The following is a 20559-nucleotide window of genomic DNA, read 5'->3' on the forward strand; positions in this document are numbered from 1 at the left end:
TACTCCTGGTGAGGCATATACCGAATTGTTAGAATGGGAGTAGAATATGGAAAGATAACAACAATAAAGAATGAGGGATCAATCAGATGTATAAAGATATAAATATCCAAATTGAGGGGCTTGGCATTATTGTTTATTCGCCCTTTTCAGTAGCACATATTGATGAAGAAGAGGATTATTTAACGCAAAATTATATGTCTGCTCAACAAGTAGCAGACCATGTCAATCGAGGAACGATTGTAGGGTTTTCAACAGGATCACCAGGGAATTATAATTTACGGATTAGGACAGGGTATCCCGATGAAAAAATTTTAGATGAGTCTGACTTTGTTTTGAGATTGGGATTAGAAGTGCGAAATCATGAATTATGTATTAGAGACTTGTATGATTTAATGGAATGGACTAGCAAATTACCGGGTGAGCAAGTCATTCGTCTTGATAATGGTTATTACCATATCACTGTTTTCAGTAATTTGCCGGATTCAAAAACACGCGGTGATCAGCAGGAAATTTATCTATATTTCAATCAATTAACTGAAATGCCTAGAATAATGTATTCTGGGGGGCCCACATTAGAGTAAATCAAGGAGTGTTTAGTGATGGTATGGGAACTAGAAAGTAATACGGAAGGGTTCCAAACATTTCAACTCGTAGAATTTGAGGAAAGTTCTATAGTTTTTGCAGAAATGTTCAATGGTGTTGAATTAATTAGTGATCATAAATGGAATCCTGTCTATGTTGAAGTAGCAGATGAGGGCATGGAAAGTGATTATCCTCATTTCTGGGGTTCAAGTGGGGTACCTATTGTTAGTGAGAATGCAAAAATAATATTAGAAGACGTCTTGGGAAATGAAGTGGAGTTTCTTCCTATTATGCTTGGTGAAAAAATATATTATGCTATTCATATTATAAAACATTTGGATGCAGTTGATAGAACGAAAACGGAGTTTAGACAGTTGCCTAGTGGCTTGATTGTGGGTTTTAAAAAACTTCATTTTATTCAAAACGTTATTGAAAATCATAATATATTCAAAGTTTATCTTAATAATAATCTGTATGGAACCTCTATATTTGTTTCGGATGTATTAAAAGAAATTGTGATAAAGCATCAGTTAAAGGGGTTTAAATTTAAACAGTTTAGTTGAAAACTCAACTTTCGCAGAGTTAAAATCGGATTAATGTACGTACGGCGTGAATGTTTAAATACTTTTTTTTGCTAATATCGATGCTTAACATTCTTACGAAATAGGGTCCGGACGGCTCACCGATCACGTACCAGTATGACCGGGAAGGCCGCCTGGCTCGGCAGCAGGATCGGAACCAGCGGATACTGGATATGGTCTACAATTTCAGCATACGGGAGCTTTCCAGCGGTGAGGAAGAAACGTACACCTACCGCGAAGACGGCCTGCTGATCTCGTCCGTGAATAACGAAGTGCGTTACGACTACGACTATAACGAAGACGGTTTGCTTACGACCAAAAATCGGAGCCAGGTCGGAGATGAGTATGATGTGGCACCTTGTATGCCAACAACAACTGGGAAATATGGGCTTGAAAATCATCATGGTGTAATGAATGAATGGGCTAAACAAAATGTACCGGGATATACTGCATTTGTAAACGTGTCTCCTACAGTAGCTTTAAGTGTAGACAACCATAAGCTGACCAAAGAGATATTTAGAGAATGGAGTCGAGAGAATTACGGTAGGCCAGTTGGGGACTAAGATGTCTCCAAAACAAATTCAAAAACTTTCCGAAGACATGTTTAATGCTGTTAAAACTCCGGATTCTGCTCGTAGAGAATATTACAGAAACGTTGGATCAATTTTTGTACAATCTACCTTCGTCTGAGGTAATGAGTAGGACTCAGAAAATAGAATTTTCAAATCAACTAAGGGATCTAATTATAAGTGAAAATACAATTACAAAGGAGAATAGTAAGTGAAAATAAAAACAATTGTTAAACGAATTGAACAATTCGATGATTGTATGATTTCCCCTCCTATAGGTTTACCTAGACTCAGTGAGAACCATATACTCCCTGAAGATGTGAAAGAGTTTTATCAAATTTGCGGGGGGATAACACTATTCGAAGGGAAAAATTTTGGAGTTGATATTGTTTCTCCAGAAAAATTCTTCTTGGCAAACCCAGTCATAGTTAATGAATTGTGCGAATATGACATTTCTTCTAATTGGTACATTATAGCTGATGATCGTAATGGAGATTATTTTACAATCGATCTCCATAAAGATAGATTAGGAAGATGTTACGATAGTCATTGGGATACACATGCTGTCGCAGGAAGTTGTGCGATCATTTCTAATAGCTTTACAGAATTATTGAGCAATCTTGTTGAAACAAGGGGACAAGGAACTACATGGTATTGGGATGAGGATGATTTTGAACCATTAGGAGATGCATATGATAATCCAACGAATGAATAGAGTGGAACTTTAGAATTTTTACATGGGAAGAGACCGTGAGTTCATCTTCCGTTTAGAAAGTGCATTGAGGTGACACCTTATTGCAATAACCCATTTTGACGGATTGTAGTATGAAGTGCGACACCTAATCAAAACTATAATTGGTCAGGCAAACATTTTTTATGTCGAAGGTCTATTCCTATCAGGGATAGGCCTGTTTTTATAATCTGTGGTTCAGGAACTGAACCAAATCTTCTGTGCTTGGAATGTGCTGCAGACAAACTACGCTTATGATGCGTTTAACCGGACGATTCGAGTCGAGCAAGCAGATCGCGGTGTTGTACAGCACGGCTACGACCCGGAAGGGAGTCTGTAAAATAGTTTGTGTAAACTCCTAAACCTATTAAAATGGAATTAAGAGAAAGGTTGGGGAGAACACATGGGATTATGGACTAAGCAGCAACTCCGCGAATTTATTAAGGAAAATAAGTTGGTCACAGCTCAAGATGCTCAAAACGCACTGAAGAATCTATTTGCAGAGACAATTCAGGAAATGCTGGAAGCGGAAATGGATACGCATCTGGGCTACCAAAAACATGAAGTAGAGAACAAACAGACGTCCAACAGCCGCAATGGGAAGAGCAAGAAACGCGTAACCAGTGAGTACGGAGAGCAAGAAATCATGGTTCCGAGAGATCGCCAAGGTGAGTTTGAAGCTCTAGTCGTCAAGAAGCATCAGTCGAATGTAACGGGCATTGAAGATCAAATTATTGCCTTGTACGCTAAGGGAGTTAGCACGAGAGATATTCAGGATCATTTAGAAAACCTGTATGGCATCGAGGTTTCGCCAACCCTCATTTCCAACGTAACGAACAAGGATTTGAAAAAGGTAACGGCTGATCTGAAGCCCATCTACAAAGCTGCATCGGAAGAAATGGCTCTCGTGGAACTTGATCGATTCGAGGAGGCCTGGGGAACGAAGTACCCACTCATTCTTCGCTCTTGGCGCAACAACTGGGATGAACTGGCTACTTTTTTTAAGTATCCGCCAGAGATCCGCAAACTCATTTACACAACCAACATCATTGAAAGCTACCATCGTCAACTTAGAAAGGTAACCAAAGGAAAGAGCATCTTCCCGACGGACGAAGCTCTCTTGAAAATGCTCTATTTGGCCACGATGGACGTCACTCGAAAGTGGACCGGCCGGGTCCAAAACTGGGGGCAAATGCTTCTCCAGCTGTCAGTCTTCTTTCCAGATCGCATCGGCCAGCATCTGAGGTGAATTTTTTCTCCCCTCGGGGAGAAGTCTTTAAATGAGTTTACACAAAAGATTTGACAGACCCCCGGAAGGGCCTATGATCGATTCTTTACAAGTCGGATACGCTTCTGCAGATTCCGCGGCTCACGTTAGACCGGATGAAGCCCTGCCGACTACCGGCGCCAATGGCAGAACCCTCTCTTGGGCAAGCAGCAGCCCTGCAGTCTTGTCTCCTGCAGGGGCTGTGCATGCTCCTAGTAGCCCTCACGCCATTAACGATCGCTAAGGCTTTTCCGAATAACTCTTACTTTAATGCAGGGTCTTCAAGGCCTCAGGCGTAAAGGGGATCAATTCCGATGCCCGGCCGTCGCGGATTTTGTTGGCCCAAGCCGGATCAATTAACAAGGCCCGGCCGATGGCGACCAGATCAAACTCTTCACGTTCGAGTCTGTCGAAGATCCCGTCGATTTGAGCATTATCGGCTCCCTTGCCTTCGGCAAAGAGGCTCGTAAAATCACCGTCAAGACCGACCGATCCCACCGTAATCGTCGGTTTCCCGGTCAATTTTTTCGTCCATCCGGCGAGGTTCAGGTCGGAGCCTTCGAATTCAGGCTCCCAGAAGCGGCGAGTGGAGGCGTGGAAGATATCGACTCCTGCAGCGACCAGCGGCGCAAGGAACTGCTCCAGCTGTTCCGGGGTGGTAGCCAGCTTGGCTGCATAATCACTGCCCTTCCATTGCGAGAAACGCAGCACAATAGGGAAGTCCGGTCCGACCGCACGTCGGCAAGCTTCGATGACCTCCACAGCGAAGCGGGCGCGCTTCAGCATATCGCCGCCATACTTGTCAGTGCGCGAGTTGGTTTTCTCCCAGAAAAATTGGTCGATTAAATAGCCATGCGCACCGTGTAGCTCGATGCCGTCAAATCCAATCCGCTTGGCATTGGCTGCAGCTTGTGCAAAGGCTTCGACGATAGAGCCGATCTCGGCTTCGGAGTAATCATTCACATTGCCGCGCGCTCCCATATGCCAGATCTGCGGGATGATCCGTCCGTCTGCAGCGTGCACTTCAGTCACAACGTTGGCCCAACCCTCAAGTGCGGCTTCGCCGTAGATGTGTGGAACGTTGGCTTGATTAGACGCATCCGCGTGATCAATCACGGTTCCTTCTGTCACGATCAGACCGACCCCGTTCTCGGCTCTGCGGCGGTAATAGGCGGCCACATTGGCCCCAGGAACTCCATCCGGGGAAAATTGCCGGGTCATCGGTGCCATCACAACACGATTAGAGAGCTTCAAAGTTCCAGCGGTGAATGGTTTAAACAAGGATTGTACAGATTGAGTATGAGTCATATCAATAACCTCCAAAATTTGTGAGTTTATGTTGAGTACGGATTTTCGTTTTATACTTACTTATAATCCCTAAATACCACCTCCTTCATCTCACTTATCACATCCATTTTTTACCTTAATGATTCCATTATTGACTATGAAGTCAAAAACTTCGAAAAAAAATTAGGGAGCGATCACGGCAAAAGCCGTACGTAAGACGCTGTCGATCTTCTCACGAGATGCACCCGACTTCGCCAAGATGTTGGCGCCGAGAATAGCATTGTTGAGACATGCCGCGAGCTCAGTGCTCGAAAAGCGGGTCGTTATCAACTGCTGCTCTTGGCCGCTGCGGATGGTCTGCTCAAGTAATTGTTCGAACTGGGCGAACATCATCTCCACCTCGCGGGTTACCGCTTCGTCATCGGTGCCGAATTCCAGTGCGGAATTGACTGCGAAGCATCCGTTGCACATTGTTTCGTCATAGGCCAGCAGCGGAATAGTGCGTATGGCCTCCAGCTTGTCGAGCGGAGACGACTCCCGGGAGACCCGTTCTTCCAGGGCGGTGATGCTCTGTTCGCGATACCGCGTCAGAGCTTTCAAAAACAAGGTTCGCTTGTCTTCGAACACGCCATACAAGCTTTGTTTTTTTACCTGTGTTGTGCGGGTCAGATCCTCAAACGAAGTGGACTTGAAGCCCTTGGCCCAGAACATCTCCATAGACTGGTGCAGGGCACGATTGATATCGAATTCTCTTGGTCTGCTCATGGAATCATGATAGCACTTCTTGACCATGAAGTCAAAAAATTTGGGCAAATCCTCATATTAGTCTCCCATTACTGCTTGATCATCTTGATCTCGTTACTAGTTGCTGCTCAACTGCATAACAGCAAGTGAATCCATATAGTCTCTCCAATAAACTATTTTTCGATCTTTAACCGTAACTATAGAGCAAAATCTATTATCTACGATTTATTGGAATTGAAAATGTTCAAGTAGTGAGAGCTCAGGGCATAAATATTCCACTACTTGCAGAGAGAGCCATACCGAATGCTGAACAATCTATTGCACAGCTTGAGCTGTAAATGTCTCTTTTCTTATAAGGATCCGGCACCACAATAACTAATGACATTGGAAAAAGTGAAAACTTTCCATGCAAAAGAAAGGCTGAATAGATGATCTGGGTTTTACGAAGGTTCTCGTATAAAATAGATTTTTACAAAAAACAAAAAAATTATGTTCAAGAATGGTGCGAAATTCGTATTCCGAGCCACGGACTCCGTTCCTATCAGAGTCTTTTTTTGGCCTATGTTCGCTCAGTGGACTTCATGCTAATATGTAAGAACCTACAGGCGGACCCCAAAACTGCCCAGGCCCCAGAAAGGAATGACGCTATGGCTTTCTTGCGCAGATTATCGATCCGGTCGCAGTTGCTGGTGCTGGCGACATCGACGATCGTTGTGATTCTCATTATTATCCTGCATTCGTACTCGATGATGTCCGGGATGATCACCCAGAATCATGAGCAGTACATCAAGCAGACCGTTACCGAGATTCAGAAAAATGTGGCCTCCAACAAGGATGTCATCAACCGGCTGATGCAGAGCATCTCCTATAGCGAGGATGTGCAGACGTATCTGGTTGAGAAGGATAATGTGTACAAATACGAGCTGTTCAAGAAGCTGAACAATTACCTGTCCAGCCAGCGGGAGCTCAAGGACGGGATTATGGATATCGTCTTATCCGGCAATGACGGAGCATGGATTGACCTGAGCGGCGGCAACCGATATGTCTCCGAGCTAAGGAAAGCGCTTCCCCCCAAGACGAATTCGTATTATGCGGGCCGGGTCCCCTTTGCAAGCCAGAACGGACTTGGGGAAAGCCTGGTTTTTGCTACGACGATCTATTACTTGAGGCAGGGCGAGCTGTTCAACACGAATGTGGGGACGCTATTCTTTATTATCGATCCCAAGGCGCTGGTCGGGGACAAAGGATTTCCTTCCAAGCAGTCGAGCACCCAGATCTACCTGCTGGACCGGGAACACAAGGTGGTGTCCCACAATTCGCAAGCGGAGGTAGGCACCGAGCTGCAAGGCCTTCAATTGGATAACTCCTTGACCGACGGCAAGCTGGTGGATTGGGATAACAAGCAGTACGTCGTCCAGACCGAGCCATTGCCGGAAATTAGCGGCAGCATCGTTAGTATGGTGCCGAAGAATGAGCTGCTTAAGGACTTATGGACGATTCAGAAGCAGGAGATCGTTATCCTAGGCTTATGCCTGCTGATTCTGGCCGTTCCCTTTATGTTCATCATCAATAACATCCTGCTGCCTTTGCGGAAATTAATGTTCTTCATGACGATCGTGAAACGGGGAGATTTGCTCAAGCTCAAGCGAAGGGTTTCGCTGCAAGGCTACTTGGAGATCAGCATGATGGCCGCAGAATTCAACAGCATGCTCGATGAAATCGATCAGTTGACGCAGCGGCTGATCGAAACGAACTCCCGCTTGTACCATATCGAGCTGGAGAAGAAAAAGTCCGAGCTGGCCTTCCTGCGCAGCCAGATTCATCCGCACTTCCTGTACAATACGCTGGAAGCGATCACAGGCATCGCCGCGATGGAGGGACAGAGCAAGATCAAGACGATGACCCGTTCGCTGTCCAGTATTTTCAGATACAGCATCAAGGGGAATAATATCGTTCCGTTGGCGCAGGAGATTCGGATGATCGAAGCTTACGTGAGTATTCAGCAGATTCGCTTCGGTGATCGGTTTACCGTGCACTACCAGTTCACGGAAGAAGCGCTCGCCTATGCGGTGCCTCGGATGATCCTGCAGCCGATTGTAGAGAATGCGGTGTTCCATGGCTTCGAGCCGACGCTCAGAAAGGGAGATCTCTGGATGGAGGGATCCGTCGATGAAGAGGGGAGACTAGTGCTGACCGTGCAGGATAACGGGATAGGGATGGAGCCGGGGCGGCTTAAGGAGATTCAGGCCCTGCTGGCAGCGCCTTCTTCGATCGGCATTCATGCGGAGGATGAGCGCAGCATCGGCCTAGTGAACGTAAGCAACCGGATCAAGATCATGTACGGAGATGAATGCGGCCTACAGATAGACAGCCGTCCGGGCGAGGGGACGCATATTCGAATGACCATTGGAGAGAAGAGGGATGACCATGCATAAAGTGCTGCTGGTGGATGATGAAAGCTGGGTTGTCGAGAGCCTGAAGGATTTGATGGACTGGGGGCAATACGGCTTCGAGGTGGCGGGGCAAGCCTACAGCGGTGTCGAGGCGATGGAAGCCATCGAGCGGATTCGGCCGGATGTCGTCTTCACGGATATCCGCATGCCTGAGATGAACGGGCTGGAACTGCTGCAGCGGGCGAGGGCGCTGCCGTTCCCCCTTCATTGCGTCGTCGTTAGCGGCTATGCCGAGTTCGCTTATGTGCAGAAGGCTCTGAATTACGGGGCTGTGGCTTACTGCTTGAAGCCGTTTGACGAGATCGAGATTTCGAGCGTGCTGCTGAGGCTCGGTAAGCTGTTGCAGGCGGGCAAGCCCGCGGGTGACTCCACTGCGCTCGCTCATCTGATCGAGGACCCCAGCGGAGGCAACCGGGCTAGGCTCGAGCAGGAGCTGCTCCGTCATGGCGTCATTCAGGCGCCCGGCGACGGGATCGTGTGCGTTGTAGCGATCGGCTCGGGCGAGCTGCCCGGCATCGGCCAGCCGGCGATGAGAGCCAAGACCGGCACGTCCAAGACCGCCTATCTGCTGAGCGACAAGCAGGCAGCAGCCTTGCGCAAGCGCTGGGAGCTGGAGCAGCCTGCGGGCGTGATGGGGATCGGCATCAGCGAGACGTTGACCGAGCTGACGGAGCTCGGACGCGCGGTGTCCAGTGCAGATAATCTGGCCTACCAGTATTTTATTACCTCGAAGTCGGGTGTATACGGCAAGCATTGCTTCAAGGACGGCGAATTAAGCCAGCTGCTCCGAGAACTGAGCGACGCAGTGCGCGACCGGGAGCTCGCGGCGGCCAAGCTGATCTTCGAGCGCATCGAGGACTTATTCCGGGAAGCGTCGCTGTCTATCCGGCATGCGTTCCAGGTGTATAACATGACGATTTCCTTCCTGTTTGATCTGGGACAGACGGAGAATACGCTGTACAGCTACGAGCAGCTGGCGCAGACTTTCCATCACGTCTTCTTGATGCTGGGCGAGCTGAAGCAGCTGACGGAACGGTATTTGAAGCAGGCCCATACGGCTTCGCCCGAAACAAAGAACCAGACGTTCAATGCCATTCTGCAATTTGTCACGTCAAATTTTCAGCAGGACTTGTCCCTGCAAGGACTGTCGGAGCAGTTTTATATGAACCCGAGTTATATCAGCCAATTGTTCAAGAAGGAGGTCGGGGAGACGTTCACCATGTATGTGTCCAAGCTGCGGATTCAATATGCCTGCGAGCTGCTGAAGGATACCGACGCCTCCGTTCACGATATTGCGGAGAAGATCGGATACCATGACTATTTTTACTTTACGCGCTTATTTAAGAAAATGACTGGCAAAACACCGACTCAATATCGAGTGGAACCGCTTTCTTGAAATGAAATAGACTGATTTTAGATGTCGTATGGATTATTTTTAGAATCTTGAAAGCGTCATCTTTCAAGTTCTGAAATGGACTATTTTTAAATCAAACGTATAAATCTCGTGCATACTCCCAAAGCCGTCTGTCATGGATAATAAATATAGACTCAGTGGTAGCGCTTACGAGGAGGATTTACATGGGAACGTCATTAGGCAAGGAAATCTATAAACGAAGGTATTTGTACTTGTTGCTCCTTCCTACAGTGCTTTATTATTTATTTTTTCAATATTTCCCGATGTACGGGATCTTGTTGGCTTTTAAGGAATTTCATATCAAGGCCGGTATTTTGAACAGCCCGTGGGTGGGATTGGACAACTTCCGGGTGCTTATGGAACAGAGCGATTTTTGGCAAGCGTTTACGAATACGATCATCATCAGCGTAGGCCGGATCGTCATTGAATTTCCGGCGGCGATCATTCTTGCTCTGATGATCAACGAGGTGACTCGCGAGAAGTTTAAGCGCTTCTACCAGACGGTCTATACGTTTCCGCATTTCATCTCCTGGGTTATCATCAGCGGAATTATGCTGAACTTCCTGGGCGAGTCGGGCGTACTGAACCAACTGATAGCTTTCCTCGGCTTTGAGAAATATGCATTCCTGACGGATGCGGAGTTATTCAGACCCATCCTGTTCCTGTCGAACATGTGGAAGGAAATCGGCTGGAGCGCCATTATTTATTTGGCGGCGATCGCCGGGATTAACCCGGAGCTGTATGAAGCCGCTTACGTCGATGGTGCTAATCGCTTTCAGCAGCTGCTCGCGGTCACCTGGCCTTCGATTCGCGGTACAGCGGCGATCCTGCTGATCCTGGCGGTGGGCAATGCGATGAACGGCGGCTTCGAGCAGATCTTCAACCTGTACAACCCGGGCGTCTACAAGACCGGCGATATTATCGATACGTATGTCTACCGTTCCTCATTCGGAGGCGGACTCAGCTTCGGAGTGACCACGGCGGTCGGATTGTTCAAGGCGGTCATTAACTTTGTCCTTCTGTACACGGCTAACTATATGGTCAAACGACTCGGCGGGGAGGGGCTGCTGTAATGGATGCACCGGTACAACAACAGCAAGCGGCCACTGCGGTCGAGTCCAAGGCCAAGCGCCGTGGGAAAGCCAATCTTGCAGATGTGCTCATTCACGCGGTTCTTATTCTGCTGACGATCTGCATGATCTTTCCTTTCTACAACGTCATTCTGATGTCTTTCAGCGATGCGACCGCGATTTCCAAGCAAGTCGTGTATTTGGTCCCTACAAACTTCGATTTCTCGGCTTACAAGTATATTTTCAGTGAACCGCGCTTCTTGAAAGCGTTCCAAGTGACGCTGTTCGTGACGGTTGTCGGTACAGCGGTGAATATGTTTGTCACCGTAACGGGAGCCTATGTGTTATCCAAGAAGGGCATCCCCGGGCTCAAGTGGGTCATGTCAGCTATTATCTTCACGCTGTTTTTCAACGGCGGACTCATTCCGCTGTACCTGACGATGAAGAACTTCGGCTTGGTCAACAATCTGCTGGTCATGGTTCTTCCCGTAGCCGTCAATACGTTCTATATGATTATCTGTATTTCCTTCTTCCGGACGCTGCCTGCAGCTTTGGAGGAATCGGCCACGATTGACGGAGCTAACGACATGCAAGTGCTCTATCATATTATGCTGCCGGTGGCCAAGCCGATGATCGCAACCATCGCGCTCTTCTATGCCGTAGACCGCTGGAATGAATGGTGGTATGGCGTCTTGTTTATGACCAACGTGAACTTGCTGCCTTTGCAGGCTCTGCTGCGCGAGGTTCTGACGAATTACCAGCAGCTGCTTACCAATATTAGTGTAAGCATTGTCATCTCGGACAAATCCAATGTGCATCCGGAGATGCTCAAGATGGCGGTTCTGGTGGTCAGCGCGCTGCCGATCATCTGCCTGTATCCATTCTTGCAGAAGTATTTCACCAAGGGCGTCATGATTGGCTCGATCAAAGGTTAGGCTAGGTAGTAAAAGCAGCTCATGCTTTTATTATAAAACGTAATCATTCACGTACCTTATTAAGGGGGAAGACAAAAAGATGAAGAAGGCCAAATGGATCGGCGCCGCCTCGATGAGCGCGGTCATGCTCACCACGCTGTTAACCGCTTGTCAATCGGGAACGTCCACGGAAACGAAGCCCTCCGGCGCTGCGCCGGAGACGGCTGCGGGGGACGGCTCGTTCAAGGAGCATATGGATATTTCCGTCTCATGGTGGGGGATTGGCGTAGGGTTTGAAAAACGCGACGAAGTCCTGCAAAAAATCGAGAAGGACTTCAACGTGACATTCAAGCCGATGGATATCGGCTGGGACAACTACAAGGAAAAGTCTCAGGTCTGGGCCGCGTCGGGTCAACTGCCGGACATCATCACCCACAGTATGACCACGGACAGCCCGGCTACGTATAACGAGTGGGTCAATCAGAAGCTGATTCGCCCGCTGCCGGATAACCTGAGCCAGTATCCCAATGTTCAGCAAATTACGAAGGTCGAAGGGGTGCAGGGGATTGCCCGTAACGGCAAGCTGTATGCGTTGCCGCGGATGACCTTCCCGGTCAGCGACATGCAGAGTGTTTGGGCGGTGGACCGCGCGATCTTCGTACGTAAGGACTGGATGGAGAAGCTGGGGATTCAAGATCCTAAAAACTTCAATGAATTTAAAGACATGCTGAAAGCGTTTACGGAGAAAGACCCTGATGGCAACGGCAAGAACGATACGACGGGTATCGTCATGAATACGCTTGGTTACTTCAAGTCCGTCTTCGTGCCGACCTTCCCTGAGTTCGGCAACCGCGGCTGGCTGAAGGAAGACGGCAAGTGGATTCCTTTCTTTGCTTCCAAGAAGATGGACGAGGTTGTCACCCAGGCCCGCAGCCTGTATGCGGAGCGCGCGCTTGATCCGGACTTCGCCGTACAGAAGGCTGGCGAAGCCAACCAGAAGTTCTATCAGAACAAAGCGGGAGCCTTCGCCTTCAAGGTGGACGGCGTAACCGGTGCGACCGGCGTCAAGGCGGAGTGGGAGAAAAACAATCCGGGTAAAAACTTCTATGACTTTGTGAAAATCATCCACCTGTGGCCGGATGCAGGCGGTACCGTGTACCGGAACGTCAACACGCCATGGTGGTCTGAGACGATGATCAACGCGGATGTCGACGACAAGAAATTGGACCGCATCCTGCGCATCTATGACTGGCTGCTTTCGCCGCAAGGCAAGGAGCTATTCGACTACGGCATCGCTGGCAAGGACTTCACGAAGGACGGCGACAAGATCACCGTTACTCGCGAGAAGGACCCAAGCGGTCAATACATCGACCTGAAGAAGAAGTATCCGTCCATGGATATTATCTCGCAGATGGCCTTCTGGAGAAATGCGAGCGTCATCGAGGACAGCCCGGCTAACCGTGCGGCATTCGGCGACAGCACCGTTCAATTCATCCAGAATGAGCTGAAATGGCAGATGACTAATGCTAAGCCGATCCCTACAGCCTTCGAACTCTTCACGATGTCTTCGAAGGCCAAGGATAAGCTGTCGACGATCAACTTCGATGATGATTTCATCAAGGTGATCCTGGGCAAGGATGATCCAGTGAAGATGTGGCATGACACACTCAAGGGCTACGACAGCAAGGGCCTGCAGCAGGCGATTACGGAAGTTACTGCCGAGATGGCCAAGCTGAACAAGTAACAGCAAGCACCGGGAACAAGTTCTGCATCGGTAGAGGTGCAGAACTTTTCCTTGTTTCAACTTCAAGACGAAGGGAAGCGTGAACCTGATGACCATGTCTCATATGGAAAGTACACCGGCACCTGCGGTGATCCGCGTGACGGATTATGGAGCCGTACCCGGCTCCGGGCAGGATGCCGGGCCGGCGGTTCAGCGGGCGATCCTGGCGGTTCAAGCCGCGTCAGGCCCCGTCGTACTGGAGTTTCCGACAGGCCGCTACGACTTTTATCCTGAGCAAGCCTCTAAGTTCCCGTACTACATCTCCAACACGGCGTCGGAAGTGGAGAATCCGGATGTGAAGAAGACGATCGGCCTCTGGCTGCAAGATGTCCGGGGGCTGACCGTGGACGGCCAAGGATCTCGGTTTGTCTTTCACGGCAAGATGACGATGATCGTGCTGGACGGATGCGAGGATGTGATCCTGCGTAATTTTAGCACCGACTTCGAACGGCCGACGATGTCGGAGTTCACGGTGGAAGCGGTGGGCGGTGACTATTTGGACGTATGCGTTCATCCAGATTCGTGGTACTCGCTGGACAATGGCAAGCTGAACTGGGTCGGGGAGGGCTGGAGCTACACAGATGGGCCTGCGCAGCAGTATGACCCGGAAACGAATACGACCTGGCGTGTGGACAATCCGGTTACCGAGGCTTCGCGGGTCGAGCCATTGGCGGGCACGACAGGCGGCTCTGACCGGTTGCGGCTGTATTATGACCGTGTGCCGGATACGCAGATCGGCCGAGTCTATCAGATGCGGGACGGGATTCGCGATCAGGTCGGCGTCTTTATTAACCGGAGCCGCAACGTCGTGATGACCGGCTTGCGCGTGCACTACATGCATGGCCTCGGTATCGTAGGCCAGCTTAGCGAGGATGTGCTGCTGGACGGACTGCGTCTGGCTCCCTGCGAAGAGAGCGGACGCACCTGCGCAGCGTTCGCCGACTTCGTGCATATGTCCGGCTGCCGCGGGAAGATCACGGTGACGAATTCGTACTTCGAAGGCGCACACGACGATGTGATCAATGTGCACGGTACGTATCTGAGGATCGTGGGCCAGCCCGGTCACCGCCAGCTTCTCGTCCGGTATATGCATCATCAGACGTATGGCTTCCAAAGCTTCTACCCGGGAGATCGCATCGAGTTCGTGCGCGGGATATCGCTCATTGGTTATGGCAGCGGCACGGTCATGGCTTCGGAATTCCGCAGCCCGCGAGAGCTGCTGCTGACGCTGCAGGACGATGTACCGGACGGCATTAGAGCAGATGATGTTGTGGAGAACGTGACGTGGATCGCGGAGGTTGAGGTGCGGGGCAATCGCTTCTTGCGCATCCCGACGCGTGGGGTGCTGGCGACGACGAGGAAGAAGGTCTTGATCGAGAACAACGATTTCGAAGGCATGAGGATGAGCGGTGTGCTGATTGCGGGGGATGCGGAGAGTTGGTATGAATCCGGCCGGGTGGAGGATGTGACCATCTCCGGCAACCGGTTTATCCGCTGCGGAGCCCCGGTGATCCGCATCGAGCCCGAGAATACGGTGGTTAGTGCCGATCAGCCTGTCCACCGGCAGATTCGGGTGGAAAGCAATCGGTTTGTGCTGAGCGAGCTTCCCGTACTGGCGGCCAAGAGCACGCGAGATTTGCAGTTTGTTCGCAATGAAGTGGAGCTGCCTGTGCAGGCCGCGCAGCAGGGAAAGCAGTTGGAACAACAGGACTCCGTCATACAGCTGGAGGCTTGCACCCAGGTAACGATCGAGGACAATAGCTGGACAGAGGGAGCGGCTATGAAGCGAATCAAGCTGGAGAGGATGCCGAGCGAAGAGGTCGCTGTGGCCGAGGGAGAGGGGCTGCAGCTGCCAGGTAACTAGGCTAAGCTAAGCTTAGTTAAGCTGGGCTGGGCCCAAGCTGAGCCCGAAGGAATAAGCTTCGGCGATTCGACAAGGAGATGAAGGATATGTTACTAAGCTACAAGAAGCCGTCCAAGGCATGGACGGAGGCCTTGCCGCTGGGCAACGGACGCCTCGGCGCGATGGTCTTCGGAGGCGTTGAGCAGGAGCTGCTGCAGCTCAACGAAGATACGCTATGGTCGGGACCGCCGCTGGATTGGAACAATCCGAGGGCCCAGGAGGTGCTGCCGAAGGTCCGTCGCCTCTTGGCGGAGGAGCGCTTCCTGGAAGCCGACCAGCTCAGCCGAAGCATGCTCGGGCCCAATACGCAATCTTATCTGCCGCTGGGCTCACTGCATCTGAAGTTTGACCACGGAGATATGACGCAGCACTATACACGCAGGCTGGACCTGACCGAGAGTGTTTGTCAGGTCGATTACCGGATCGGCGAGGTGACGTACACGCGCGAGGTCTTCATTTCGCATCCGGATCAGGTCCTCGTCATCCGGCTGCAGGCCAGCCATCGCGGGATGCTGAGCTTTCACGCCAGGCTGGACAGTCTGCTTAGGTATGAGACGTCTGCCGACGGGCCAGATCTGGTGCTTCGCGGCGTCGCTCCCGAGCATGTCGATCCCAAATACCACGTGAGCGATCAGCCTATCGTCTACGGTCCGCTTGAGACCACGCCGGCGATCCGTTTCGAAGGCCGGCTTGCGGCGGTACTGGAGGAGGGGACGCTGCGAGCGGATGCCAGCGGACTCCATATTCTCGGTGCGACCAGCGCGACGCTGTACTTCAGCGCAGCTACCAGCTTCCACCTGACAGCCGATTATCAGGCGGACGCGACAGGGCAAGATCCGTCAGCTTTGGCCAAGCGCCATCTAGAAGCAGCCTTGAAGCTTTCTTACGAAGAGATCCGGCAGCGCCATATCGAGGATTACCAGCGCCTGTTCAACCGGGTCCGGCTGGATCTGGGGAAGTCCCTGGCGCCGGAGGACCTCCCTACTGATCAGCGGGTTGCCGTATACGGCGCCAGCGACCCGGGGCTGGTTAAGCTGATCTTCGATTACGGCCGCTATCTGATGATCGCGTCCTCCCGTCCCGGTACGCAGCCCGCCAACCTGCAGGGCATCTGGAACAACGAGACGCGTCCACCGTGGAGCAGCAACTGGACGCTGAATATCAATACCGAGATGAATTATTGGCCTGCGGAATCATGCAACCTGGCGGAATGCCATGCCCCGCTGTTGGCACTGATCGAGCGCCTGTCGGTCAGCGGGGAGCAAACAGCCCTCGACAATTATGGAGCACGCGGCTGGACGGCCCATCATAACAGCGATATTTGGGGGCATACGGCCCCGGTCGGAGGCGATCCGGTATGGGCGCTATGGCCGATGGGCGGGGCTTGGCTGGCGCAGCATCTATGGGAGCACTATGCGTTCGGCCTCGATATGACGTATCTGCGGGACAAGGCCTATCCGCTTATGAAGCAATCAGCTCTGTTTTATTTGGATTGGCTTATCGAAGACGAGGCTGGGTACCTCGTCACATCGCCATCGACCTCACCCGAGCATAAATTTCACACTCAAGGAGGGAAGAGCGCCGTGAGCGTCGCGTCGACGATGGATATGGCGCTCATCTGGGATTTATTCACCAATTGCATCGAGGCCTCCTTCACACTGGACACAGATGAAGCTTTCCGCGACGAGCTGATCCTGGCCCGCAAGCGCCTGTATCCGATACAGATCGGCGTGCACGGACATCTGCAGGAATGGTTCCGGGACTTCGAAGACGAGGATGTCCATCACCGTCATGTCTCGCATCTGTTCGGCGTTTACCCAGGGCGGCAGTTGACGGCCGAGTCGACGCCCGAGTTCTATCAAGCGGCCCGGCAATCGCTGGAGCGGCGCGGCGACGGAGGAACGGGCTGGAGCCTGGGCTGGAAGGTATCGCTATGGGCGAGATTCCGGGAAGGAGACCGGGCGCTGCAGCTGATCTCGAATTTGCTGCAGCTGGTCAAGCCGGATGAGGCCCAGGAGAATAAAGGTGGGGTGTATGCGAATTTATTCGATGCGCATCCTCCGTTCCAGATTGACGGCAACTTCGCCGCCACAGCCGGTATCGCCGAACTGCTGCTGCAGTCGCATCAAGGGGTTCTGGAGCTGCTACCGGCGCTGCCGGACGCCTGGGCCCGGGGCTCGATCCGAGGTCTGCGGGCGCGCGGAGGGTTCGAAGTCGATATCCAGTGGGAAGCGAATAAGCTGGTGCAAGCGGAGATTTCCTCTCTGCATGGGGGGCTCTGCAAAATTCGCGGGGGATCAGCTATGCAAGTACGCCTAGGGGATGTTTCCATTCCTACAGAGCAGTTAGAGTCTGGCGTGTTGACGTTCCTGGCGGAAGCAGGGAAGCGGTATATCTTGACATTAGAGCAATAGCAAGCGAGGAAAGGCCACCTGCCGACAGGTGGCTTTTCCTAGGTAAGTCAATCGTTTAATCCTTTCCCGCTCAGAATTTGCTGTACATATTTGTCAACCCTGGATTCTCGAGTTTTGGATTGCTTGGGTGCGGAGAAATAAAGCAGATACGCTCTTTGCCGTCAGGCGTTAAGGCTTCAAAGGCTGTTTTCAAGGCAGGGTTTTCATCGAATTTATGTTGAAGTTCTTCAGGAATGGCATATTCGGTGTTCTTTTTAAAATTGACCTCCAAGCCGGTTCTTTCAACCTCTGTGGCTTGATGAATATACGATTTCAAGACGTATTCCATCTCCATGATTTCTTGAATCTGGGTGAACCGAATCTGCCGCGCCGCCTGAACATTCTCGGTTTGTTGGATCAGAATGCCATGGGGATCTTGTAACAAAGCACCTTTCATAAATAGAATCGCACAGTATTCTTTAAACCCCTGGATGAGCACGATGTTTTCATGGTTTCAACTCTACTTGCCTGATTAGTTTGTCCTCTCTGTATCTTATAGATTCAATTCCATTGCTTTTTGGGGGATTGTACAGCTTGCGGTTCTTGTTTGATGCTTGGTAAGACGCAGGCAGAATATGCATATAGATGCTTGGACCATGGGAAATGTAAGCATGTATAAGTATGTTCAATTAAGGATACACCGGGTAAAGATGCCATGCAGATGGCGATGCGGATCATAGGGCAACACTCAGAAGCTCTGTCAGGACAGCTTTTGCCATGCCGGTCAGGTTCACTCTGCGTTCACACTTTTTTGGTATGCTATCCCACGAAAGTCATGACGGAGCTATCAAAATAGAGTGAACGCCGGAGGTTGATTATGTTATCTTGGATGAGAAAGATATCTTGCCCGACATTAGTATTGGCGCTAGTGGTCGCAATGGCGGGGACGAGTTGGCTGGGAGCGCAGGCGTCAGTGTCGGCAGCCCCATTGGATAAAGGAAGGGAAGCGGCTGCGGATCTGAATGACACAGCCGGGCTCGCCGCATTCATCGACGGCATCATGAATGTGCATATGGACAGCTTCAAGATCCCGGGTGCTGTCATCTCCATCGTCAAGGATGGCAAGATCTTGCTGGCCAAGGGCTTTGGGCAAGCCAATATGGAAGAGAGCAAGCCCGTCGACCCGGAGACTAGCCTGTTTCGGATTGCTTCGACGACGAAGCTGTTTACCTGGACCGCTGTGATGCAGTTGGTCGAGCAGGGCAAGATCGACCTGGATGCCGATGTGAATACGTATCTCAAGACCGTGAAGATACCGGCCACCTATCCGCAGCCTGTGACGGTGCATCATCTGATGACCCATACCGCCGGGTTCGAGGAGGGGGGCGTCGGTTATCAAATTACTACCGACCCGGCGAAGCTGCCGGTATCGATCTCGGGGACGCTGGCCAAGCATATGCCGGAGCGGGTTCGTCCTCCGGGCGAGATGATGTCTTATTCCAACTACGGGACGGCCTTGGCGGGACTGATCGTCGAGGAGGTAAGCGGCCTTGAGTATAATGACTATATTCAGAAGAATATCTTTGATCCGCTAAACATGAAATATGCGACAACCCATGAGCCCGTCCCGGCAGCGCTGAAGCGTTATGAAGTGCTGGGCTATGCCAGGGAGAACGGCCGCTTCGCCACCCAGCCGCCCACGTTCGAGGGAGGCTTTCGGCCAGCCGGATCGGCGTCTGTATCGGCGGTGGATATGGCTCATTTCATGATCGCCCATCTGCAGGACGGGCAGTACGGCAACCAGCGGATTCTCAAGCAGGAAACCGCCCAATTGATGCATGCTCCTGCCTTTAAGTTCCATGAACGTTTACCCGGCATGGCGCTTGGCTTCTACGAGCTGCACATGAATGGGCTGCGCGTGATCTCCCATGGCGGCGCCGACCCGCTATTTAATACGGAGCTGTATCTAGTGCCTGACAAGCAACTCGGCATGTTCATATCGTACAGCGGCGGAGAAAGCGGAGGTGCGGCGAACGCATTGACCGGCGTGTTTTTCGACCGATATTATCCGGCCCAGGAGACTAAGCTGTCTCCTGTATCCGATGAGCTTAAGAACAACGTGCAGAAATATGCGGGAGCCTATCAATTTGTGCGCAGCAATCATAGCAAGATCGATAAGTTCTACAGCTTCATGGCCCAGATGAATGTGGAGGCTACCTCAGATAACCATCTGACCATGGGGAGCGGTGTCGAGCAGCAAGTATTCGCTCCGATCGGACCGGATATATTTCAGGAGGTCGGGGGCACGCACCAGATCGCCTTCCGCACGGATGCATCGGGCGAAGTCACGCATTTGTTTATCGACTTTCTTTCGTCGGAGCCGCTCGAACGCAGGCCGCTCATCAACCAGACGATGTTCTGGTTTCCACTGCTGGGGATCTCGGCTTTTCTATTCCTTACCGTATTGCTGGGAGTCGCGTATCGCAGGCGCCAGATCAAGGCGATGCCGAAGGCTCAGAGACGGGCTGTCCGGTTGTCGGCGGCTACGGCCGCCTGGGCACTGCTAACTATGGCCGGGACGTTTACCGTGGTTTTGAACATGGGGCTGGTGGATAGGCTTAGCCGGATTACGACCGCGCTCAACCTTTACCTGTTCATGCCCATCCTACTCGTAGGACTGACTTTGGCGATGCTGGCTACCATGGTGATCGCTTGGAAAAACAACTACTGGAGTGTACTGAAGCGTGTGCATTTCACCCTGGTGGCGCTGGCGGCGGTCGTGATGAGTGTATTCTTCTATCACTGGAACTTGTTAGGCTGGCAGTTTGGCTAAAGCCATCATCCGCCGATGGACAGAGGAACAACGATA

Annotated in this window: 17 protein-coding genes and 1 pseudogene; 15 read left to right on the forward strand and 3 right to left on the reverse strand. The window is 51.2% G+C overall.

Annotated features, from left to right (window positions below; translation table 11 throughout):
• Positions 1-86: 86 nt before the first annotated feature.
• From WMW72_RS20480 to WMW72_RS35630, 7 genes are all read left to right on the forward strand, one after another.
• Positions 87-581 (forward strand): hypothetical protein, encoded by a 495-nt coding sequence (locus WMW72_RS20480; RefSeq protein ID WP_341417417.1) that lies wholly within the window; start codon positions 87-89, stop codon positions 579-581.
• Positions 582-599: 18 nt separating this feature from the next.
• The gene (locus WMW72_RS20485; RefSeq protein ID WP_341417418.1) at positions 600-1145 is read left to right on the forward strand and encodes an imm11 family protein; all 546 of its coding nucleotides are present in this window, start codon (positions 600-602) and stop codon (positions 1143-1145) included.
• A gap of 191 nt (positions 1146-1336) precedes the next feature.
• Positions 1337-1726: a hypothetical protein gene (locus WMW72_RS20490; RefSeq protein WP_341417419.1), complete on the forward strand. Its 390-nt coding sequence runs from the start codon at positions 1337-1339 to the stop codon at positions 1724-1726.
• A gap of 217 nt (positions 1727-1943) precedes the next feature.
• The gene (locus WMW72_RS20495) at positions 1944-2447 is read left to right on the forward strand and encodes an SMI1/KNR4 family protein (RefSeq protein ID WP_341417420.1); all 504 of its coding nucleotides are present in this window, start codon (positions 1944-1946) and stop codon (positions 2445-2447) included.
• 208 nt (positions 2448-2655) lie between these two features.
• Positions 2656-2802, forward strand: a complete 147-nt coding sequence (locus tag WMW72_RS20500; RefSeq protein ID WP_341417421.1) for a hypothetical protein — start codon at positions 2656-2658, stop codon at positions 2800-2802.
• Between the two features lie 63 nt (positions 2803-2865).
• Positions 2866-3711 carry a transposase gene (locus WMW72_RS20505; protein WP_341417422.1) on the forward strand — a complete coding sequence of 282 codons (846 nt, stop codon included), beginning with the start codon at positions 2866-2868 and terminating at the stop codon, positions 3709-3711.
• Positions 3712-3784: 73 nt separating this feature from the next.
• Positions 3785-3973, forward strand: a complete 189-nt coding sequence (locus WMW72_RS35630) for an immunoglobulin-like domain-containing protein (RefSeq protein WP_423227573.1) — start codon at positions 3785-3787, stop codon at positions 3971-3973.
• Positions 3974-3996: 23 nt separating this feature from the next.
• Here WMW72_RS35630 and WMW72_RS20510 read toward each other — a convergent pair whose 3' ends face one another.
• Positions 3997-5037, reverse strand: a complete 1041-nt coding sequence (locus tag WMW72_RS20510) for an NADH:flavin oxidoreductase (protein ID WP_341417423.1) — start codon at positions 5035-5037, stop codon at positions 3997-3999.
• Between the two features lie 162 nt (positions 5038-5199).
• Positions 5200-5781, reverse strand: a complete 582-nt coding sequence (locus WMW72_RS20515) for a TetR/AcrR family transcriptional regulator (protein WP_341417424.1) — start codon at positions 5779-5781, stop codon at positions 5200-5202.
• A gap of 635 nt (positions 5782-6416) precedes the next feature.
• Between WMW72_RS20515 and WMW72_RS20520 the strand changes: the two genes are divergently transcribed.
• The 7 genes from WMW72_RS20520 to WMW72_RS20550 all read left to right on the forward strand — a co-directional run bounded on the left by WMW72_RS20520 (position 6417) and on the right by WMW72_RS20550 (position 17711).
• Positions 6417-8195 carry a sensor histidine kinase gene (locus WMW72_RS20520; protein ID WP_341417425.1) on the forward strand — a complete coding sequence of 593 codons (1779 nt, stop codon included), beginning with the start codon at positions 6417-6419 and terminating at the stop codon, positions 8193-8195.
• Positions 8182-9609, forward strand: coding sequence for a response regulator transcription factor (locus WMW72_RS20525; RefSeq protein ID WP_341417426.1), 1428 nt, complete (start codon positions 8182-8184; stop codon positions 9607-9609). The genes WMW72_RS20520 and WMW72_RS20525 overlap by 14 nt, the downstream gene beginning before the upstream one ends.
• Before the next feature lie 182 nt (positions 9610-9791).
• Positions 9792-10700 carry an ABC transporter permease gene (locus WMW72_RS20530; RefSeq protein ID WP_341417427.1) on the forward strand — a complete coding sequence of 303 codons (909 nt, stop codon included), beginning with the start codon at positions 9792-9794 and terminating at the stop codon, positions 10698-10700.
• Positions 10700-11632: a carbohydrate ABC transporter permease gene (locus WMW72_RS20535; protein WP_341417428.1), complete on the forward strand. Its 933-nt coding sequence runs from the start codon at positions 10700-10702 to the stop codon at positions 11630-11632. Before WMW72_RS20530 ends, WMW72_RS20535 begins: the two co-directional genes overlap by 1 nt.
• Before the next feature lie 79 nt (positions 11633-11711).
• Positions 11712-13355, forward strand: coding sequence for a type 2 periplasmic-binding domain-containing protein (locus WMW72_RS20540; protein ID WP_341417429.1), 1644 nt, complete (start codon positions 11712-11714; stop codon positions 13353-13355).
• A gap of 94 nt (positions 13356-13449) precedes the next feature.
• Positions 13450-15258 (forward strand): alpha-1,3-galactosidase-related protein, encoded by a 1809-nt coding sequence (locus tag WMW72_RS20545; protein WP_341417430.1) that lies wholly within the window; start codon positions 13450-13452, stop codon positions 15256-15258.
• A gap of 86 nt (positions 15259-15344) precedes the next feature.
• Positions 15345-17711, forward strand: a complete 2367-nt coding sequence (locus WMW72_RS20550) for a glycoside hydrolase family 95 protein (protein WP_341417431.1) — start codon at positions 15345-15347, stop codon at positions 17709-17711.
• Positions 17712-17758: 47 nt separating this feature from the next.
• Here WMW72_RS20550 and WMW72_RS20555 read toward each other — a convergent pair.
• Positions 17759-18201 (reverse strand): annotated as a pseudogene (locus WMW72_RS20555) (YdeI/OmpD-associated family protein); the annotation flags it as partial.
• 378 nt (positions 18202-18579) lie between these two features.
• Here WMW72_RS20555 and WMW72_RS20560 point away from each other — a divergent pair.
• On the forward strand, positions 18580-20523 hold the full coding sequence (locus WMW72_RS20560; protein ID WP_341417432.1) for a serine hydrolase domain-containing protein: 1944 nt from the start codon (positions 18580-18582) through the stop codon (positions 20521-20523).
• The last annotated feature ends 36 nt before the right edge of the window (positions 20524-20559 follow it).

Origin of the sequence: Paenibacillus filicis (assembly GCF_038070315.1) — a bacterium.
GTDB lineage: Bacteria > Bacillota > Bacilli > Paenibacillales > NBRC-103111 > Paenibacillus_G > Paenibacillus_G filicis.

Coding starts and splice junctions, on each gene's coding strand:
- WMW72_RS20480 (WP_341417417.1), top strand. CDS start 87: ATGTATAAAGATATAAATATCCAAATTGAGGGGCTTGGCATTATTGTT.
- WMW72_RS20485 (WP_341417418.1), top strand. CDS start 600: ATGGTATGGGAACTAGAAAGTAATACGGAAGGGTTCCAAACATTTCAA.
- WMW72_RS20490 (WP_341417419.1), top strand. CDS start 1,337: ATGGTCTACAATTTCAGCATACGGGAGCTTTCCAGCGGTGAGGAAGAA.
- WMW72_RS20505 (WP_341417422.1), top strand. CDS start 2,866: ATGGGATTATGGACTAAGCAGCAACTCCGCGAATTTATTAAGGAAAAT.
- WMW72_RS35630 (WP_423227573.1), top strand. CDS start 3,785: ATGATCGATTCTTTACAAGTCGGATACGCTTCTGCAGATTCCGCGGCT.
- WMW72_RS20510 (WP_341417423.1), bottom strand. CDS start 5,037: ATGACTCATACTCAATCTGTACAATCCTTGTTTAAACCATTCACCGCT.
- WMW72_RS20515 (WP_341417424.1), bottom strand. CDS start 5,781: ATGAGCAGACCAAGAGAATTCGATATCAATCGTGCCCTGCACCAGTCT.
- WMW72_RS20525 (WP_341417426.1), top strand. CDS start 8,182: ATGACCATGCATAAAGTGCTGCTGGTGGATGATGAAAGCTGGGTTGTC.
- WMW72_RS20530 (WP_341417427.1), top strand. CDS start 9,792: ATGGGAACGTCATTAGGCAAGGAAATCTATAAACGAAGGTATTTGTAC.
- WMW72_RS20535 (WP_341417428.1), top strand. CDS start 10,700: ATGGATGCACCGGTACAACAACAGCAAGCGGCCACTGCGGTCGAGTCC.
- WMW72_RS20540 (WP_341417429.1), top strand. CDS start 11,712: ATGAAGAAGGCCAAATGGATCGGCGCCGCCTCGATGAGCGCGGTCATG.
- WMW72_RS20545 (WP_341417430.1), top strand. CDS start 13,450: ATGTCTCATATGGAAAGTACACCGGCACCTGCGGTGATCCGCGTGACG.
- WMW72_RS20550 (WP_341417431.1), top strand. CDS start 15,345: ATGTTACTAAGCTACAAGAAGCCGTCCAAGGCATGGACGGAGGCCTTG.
- WMW72_RS20560 (WP_341417432.1), top strand. CDS start 18,580: ATGAGAAAGATATCTTGCCCGACATTAGTATTGGCGCTAGTGGTCGCA.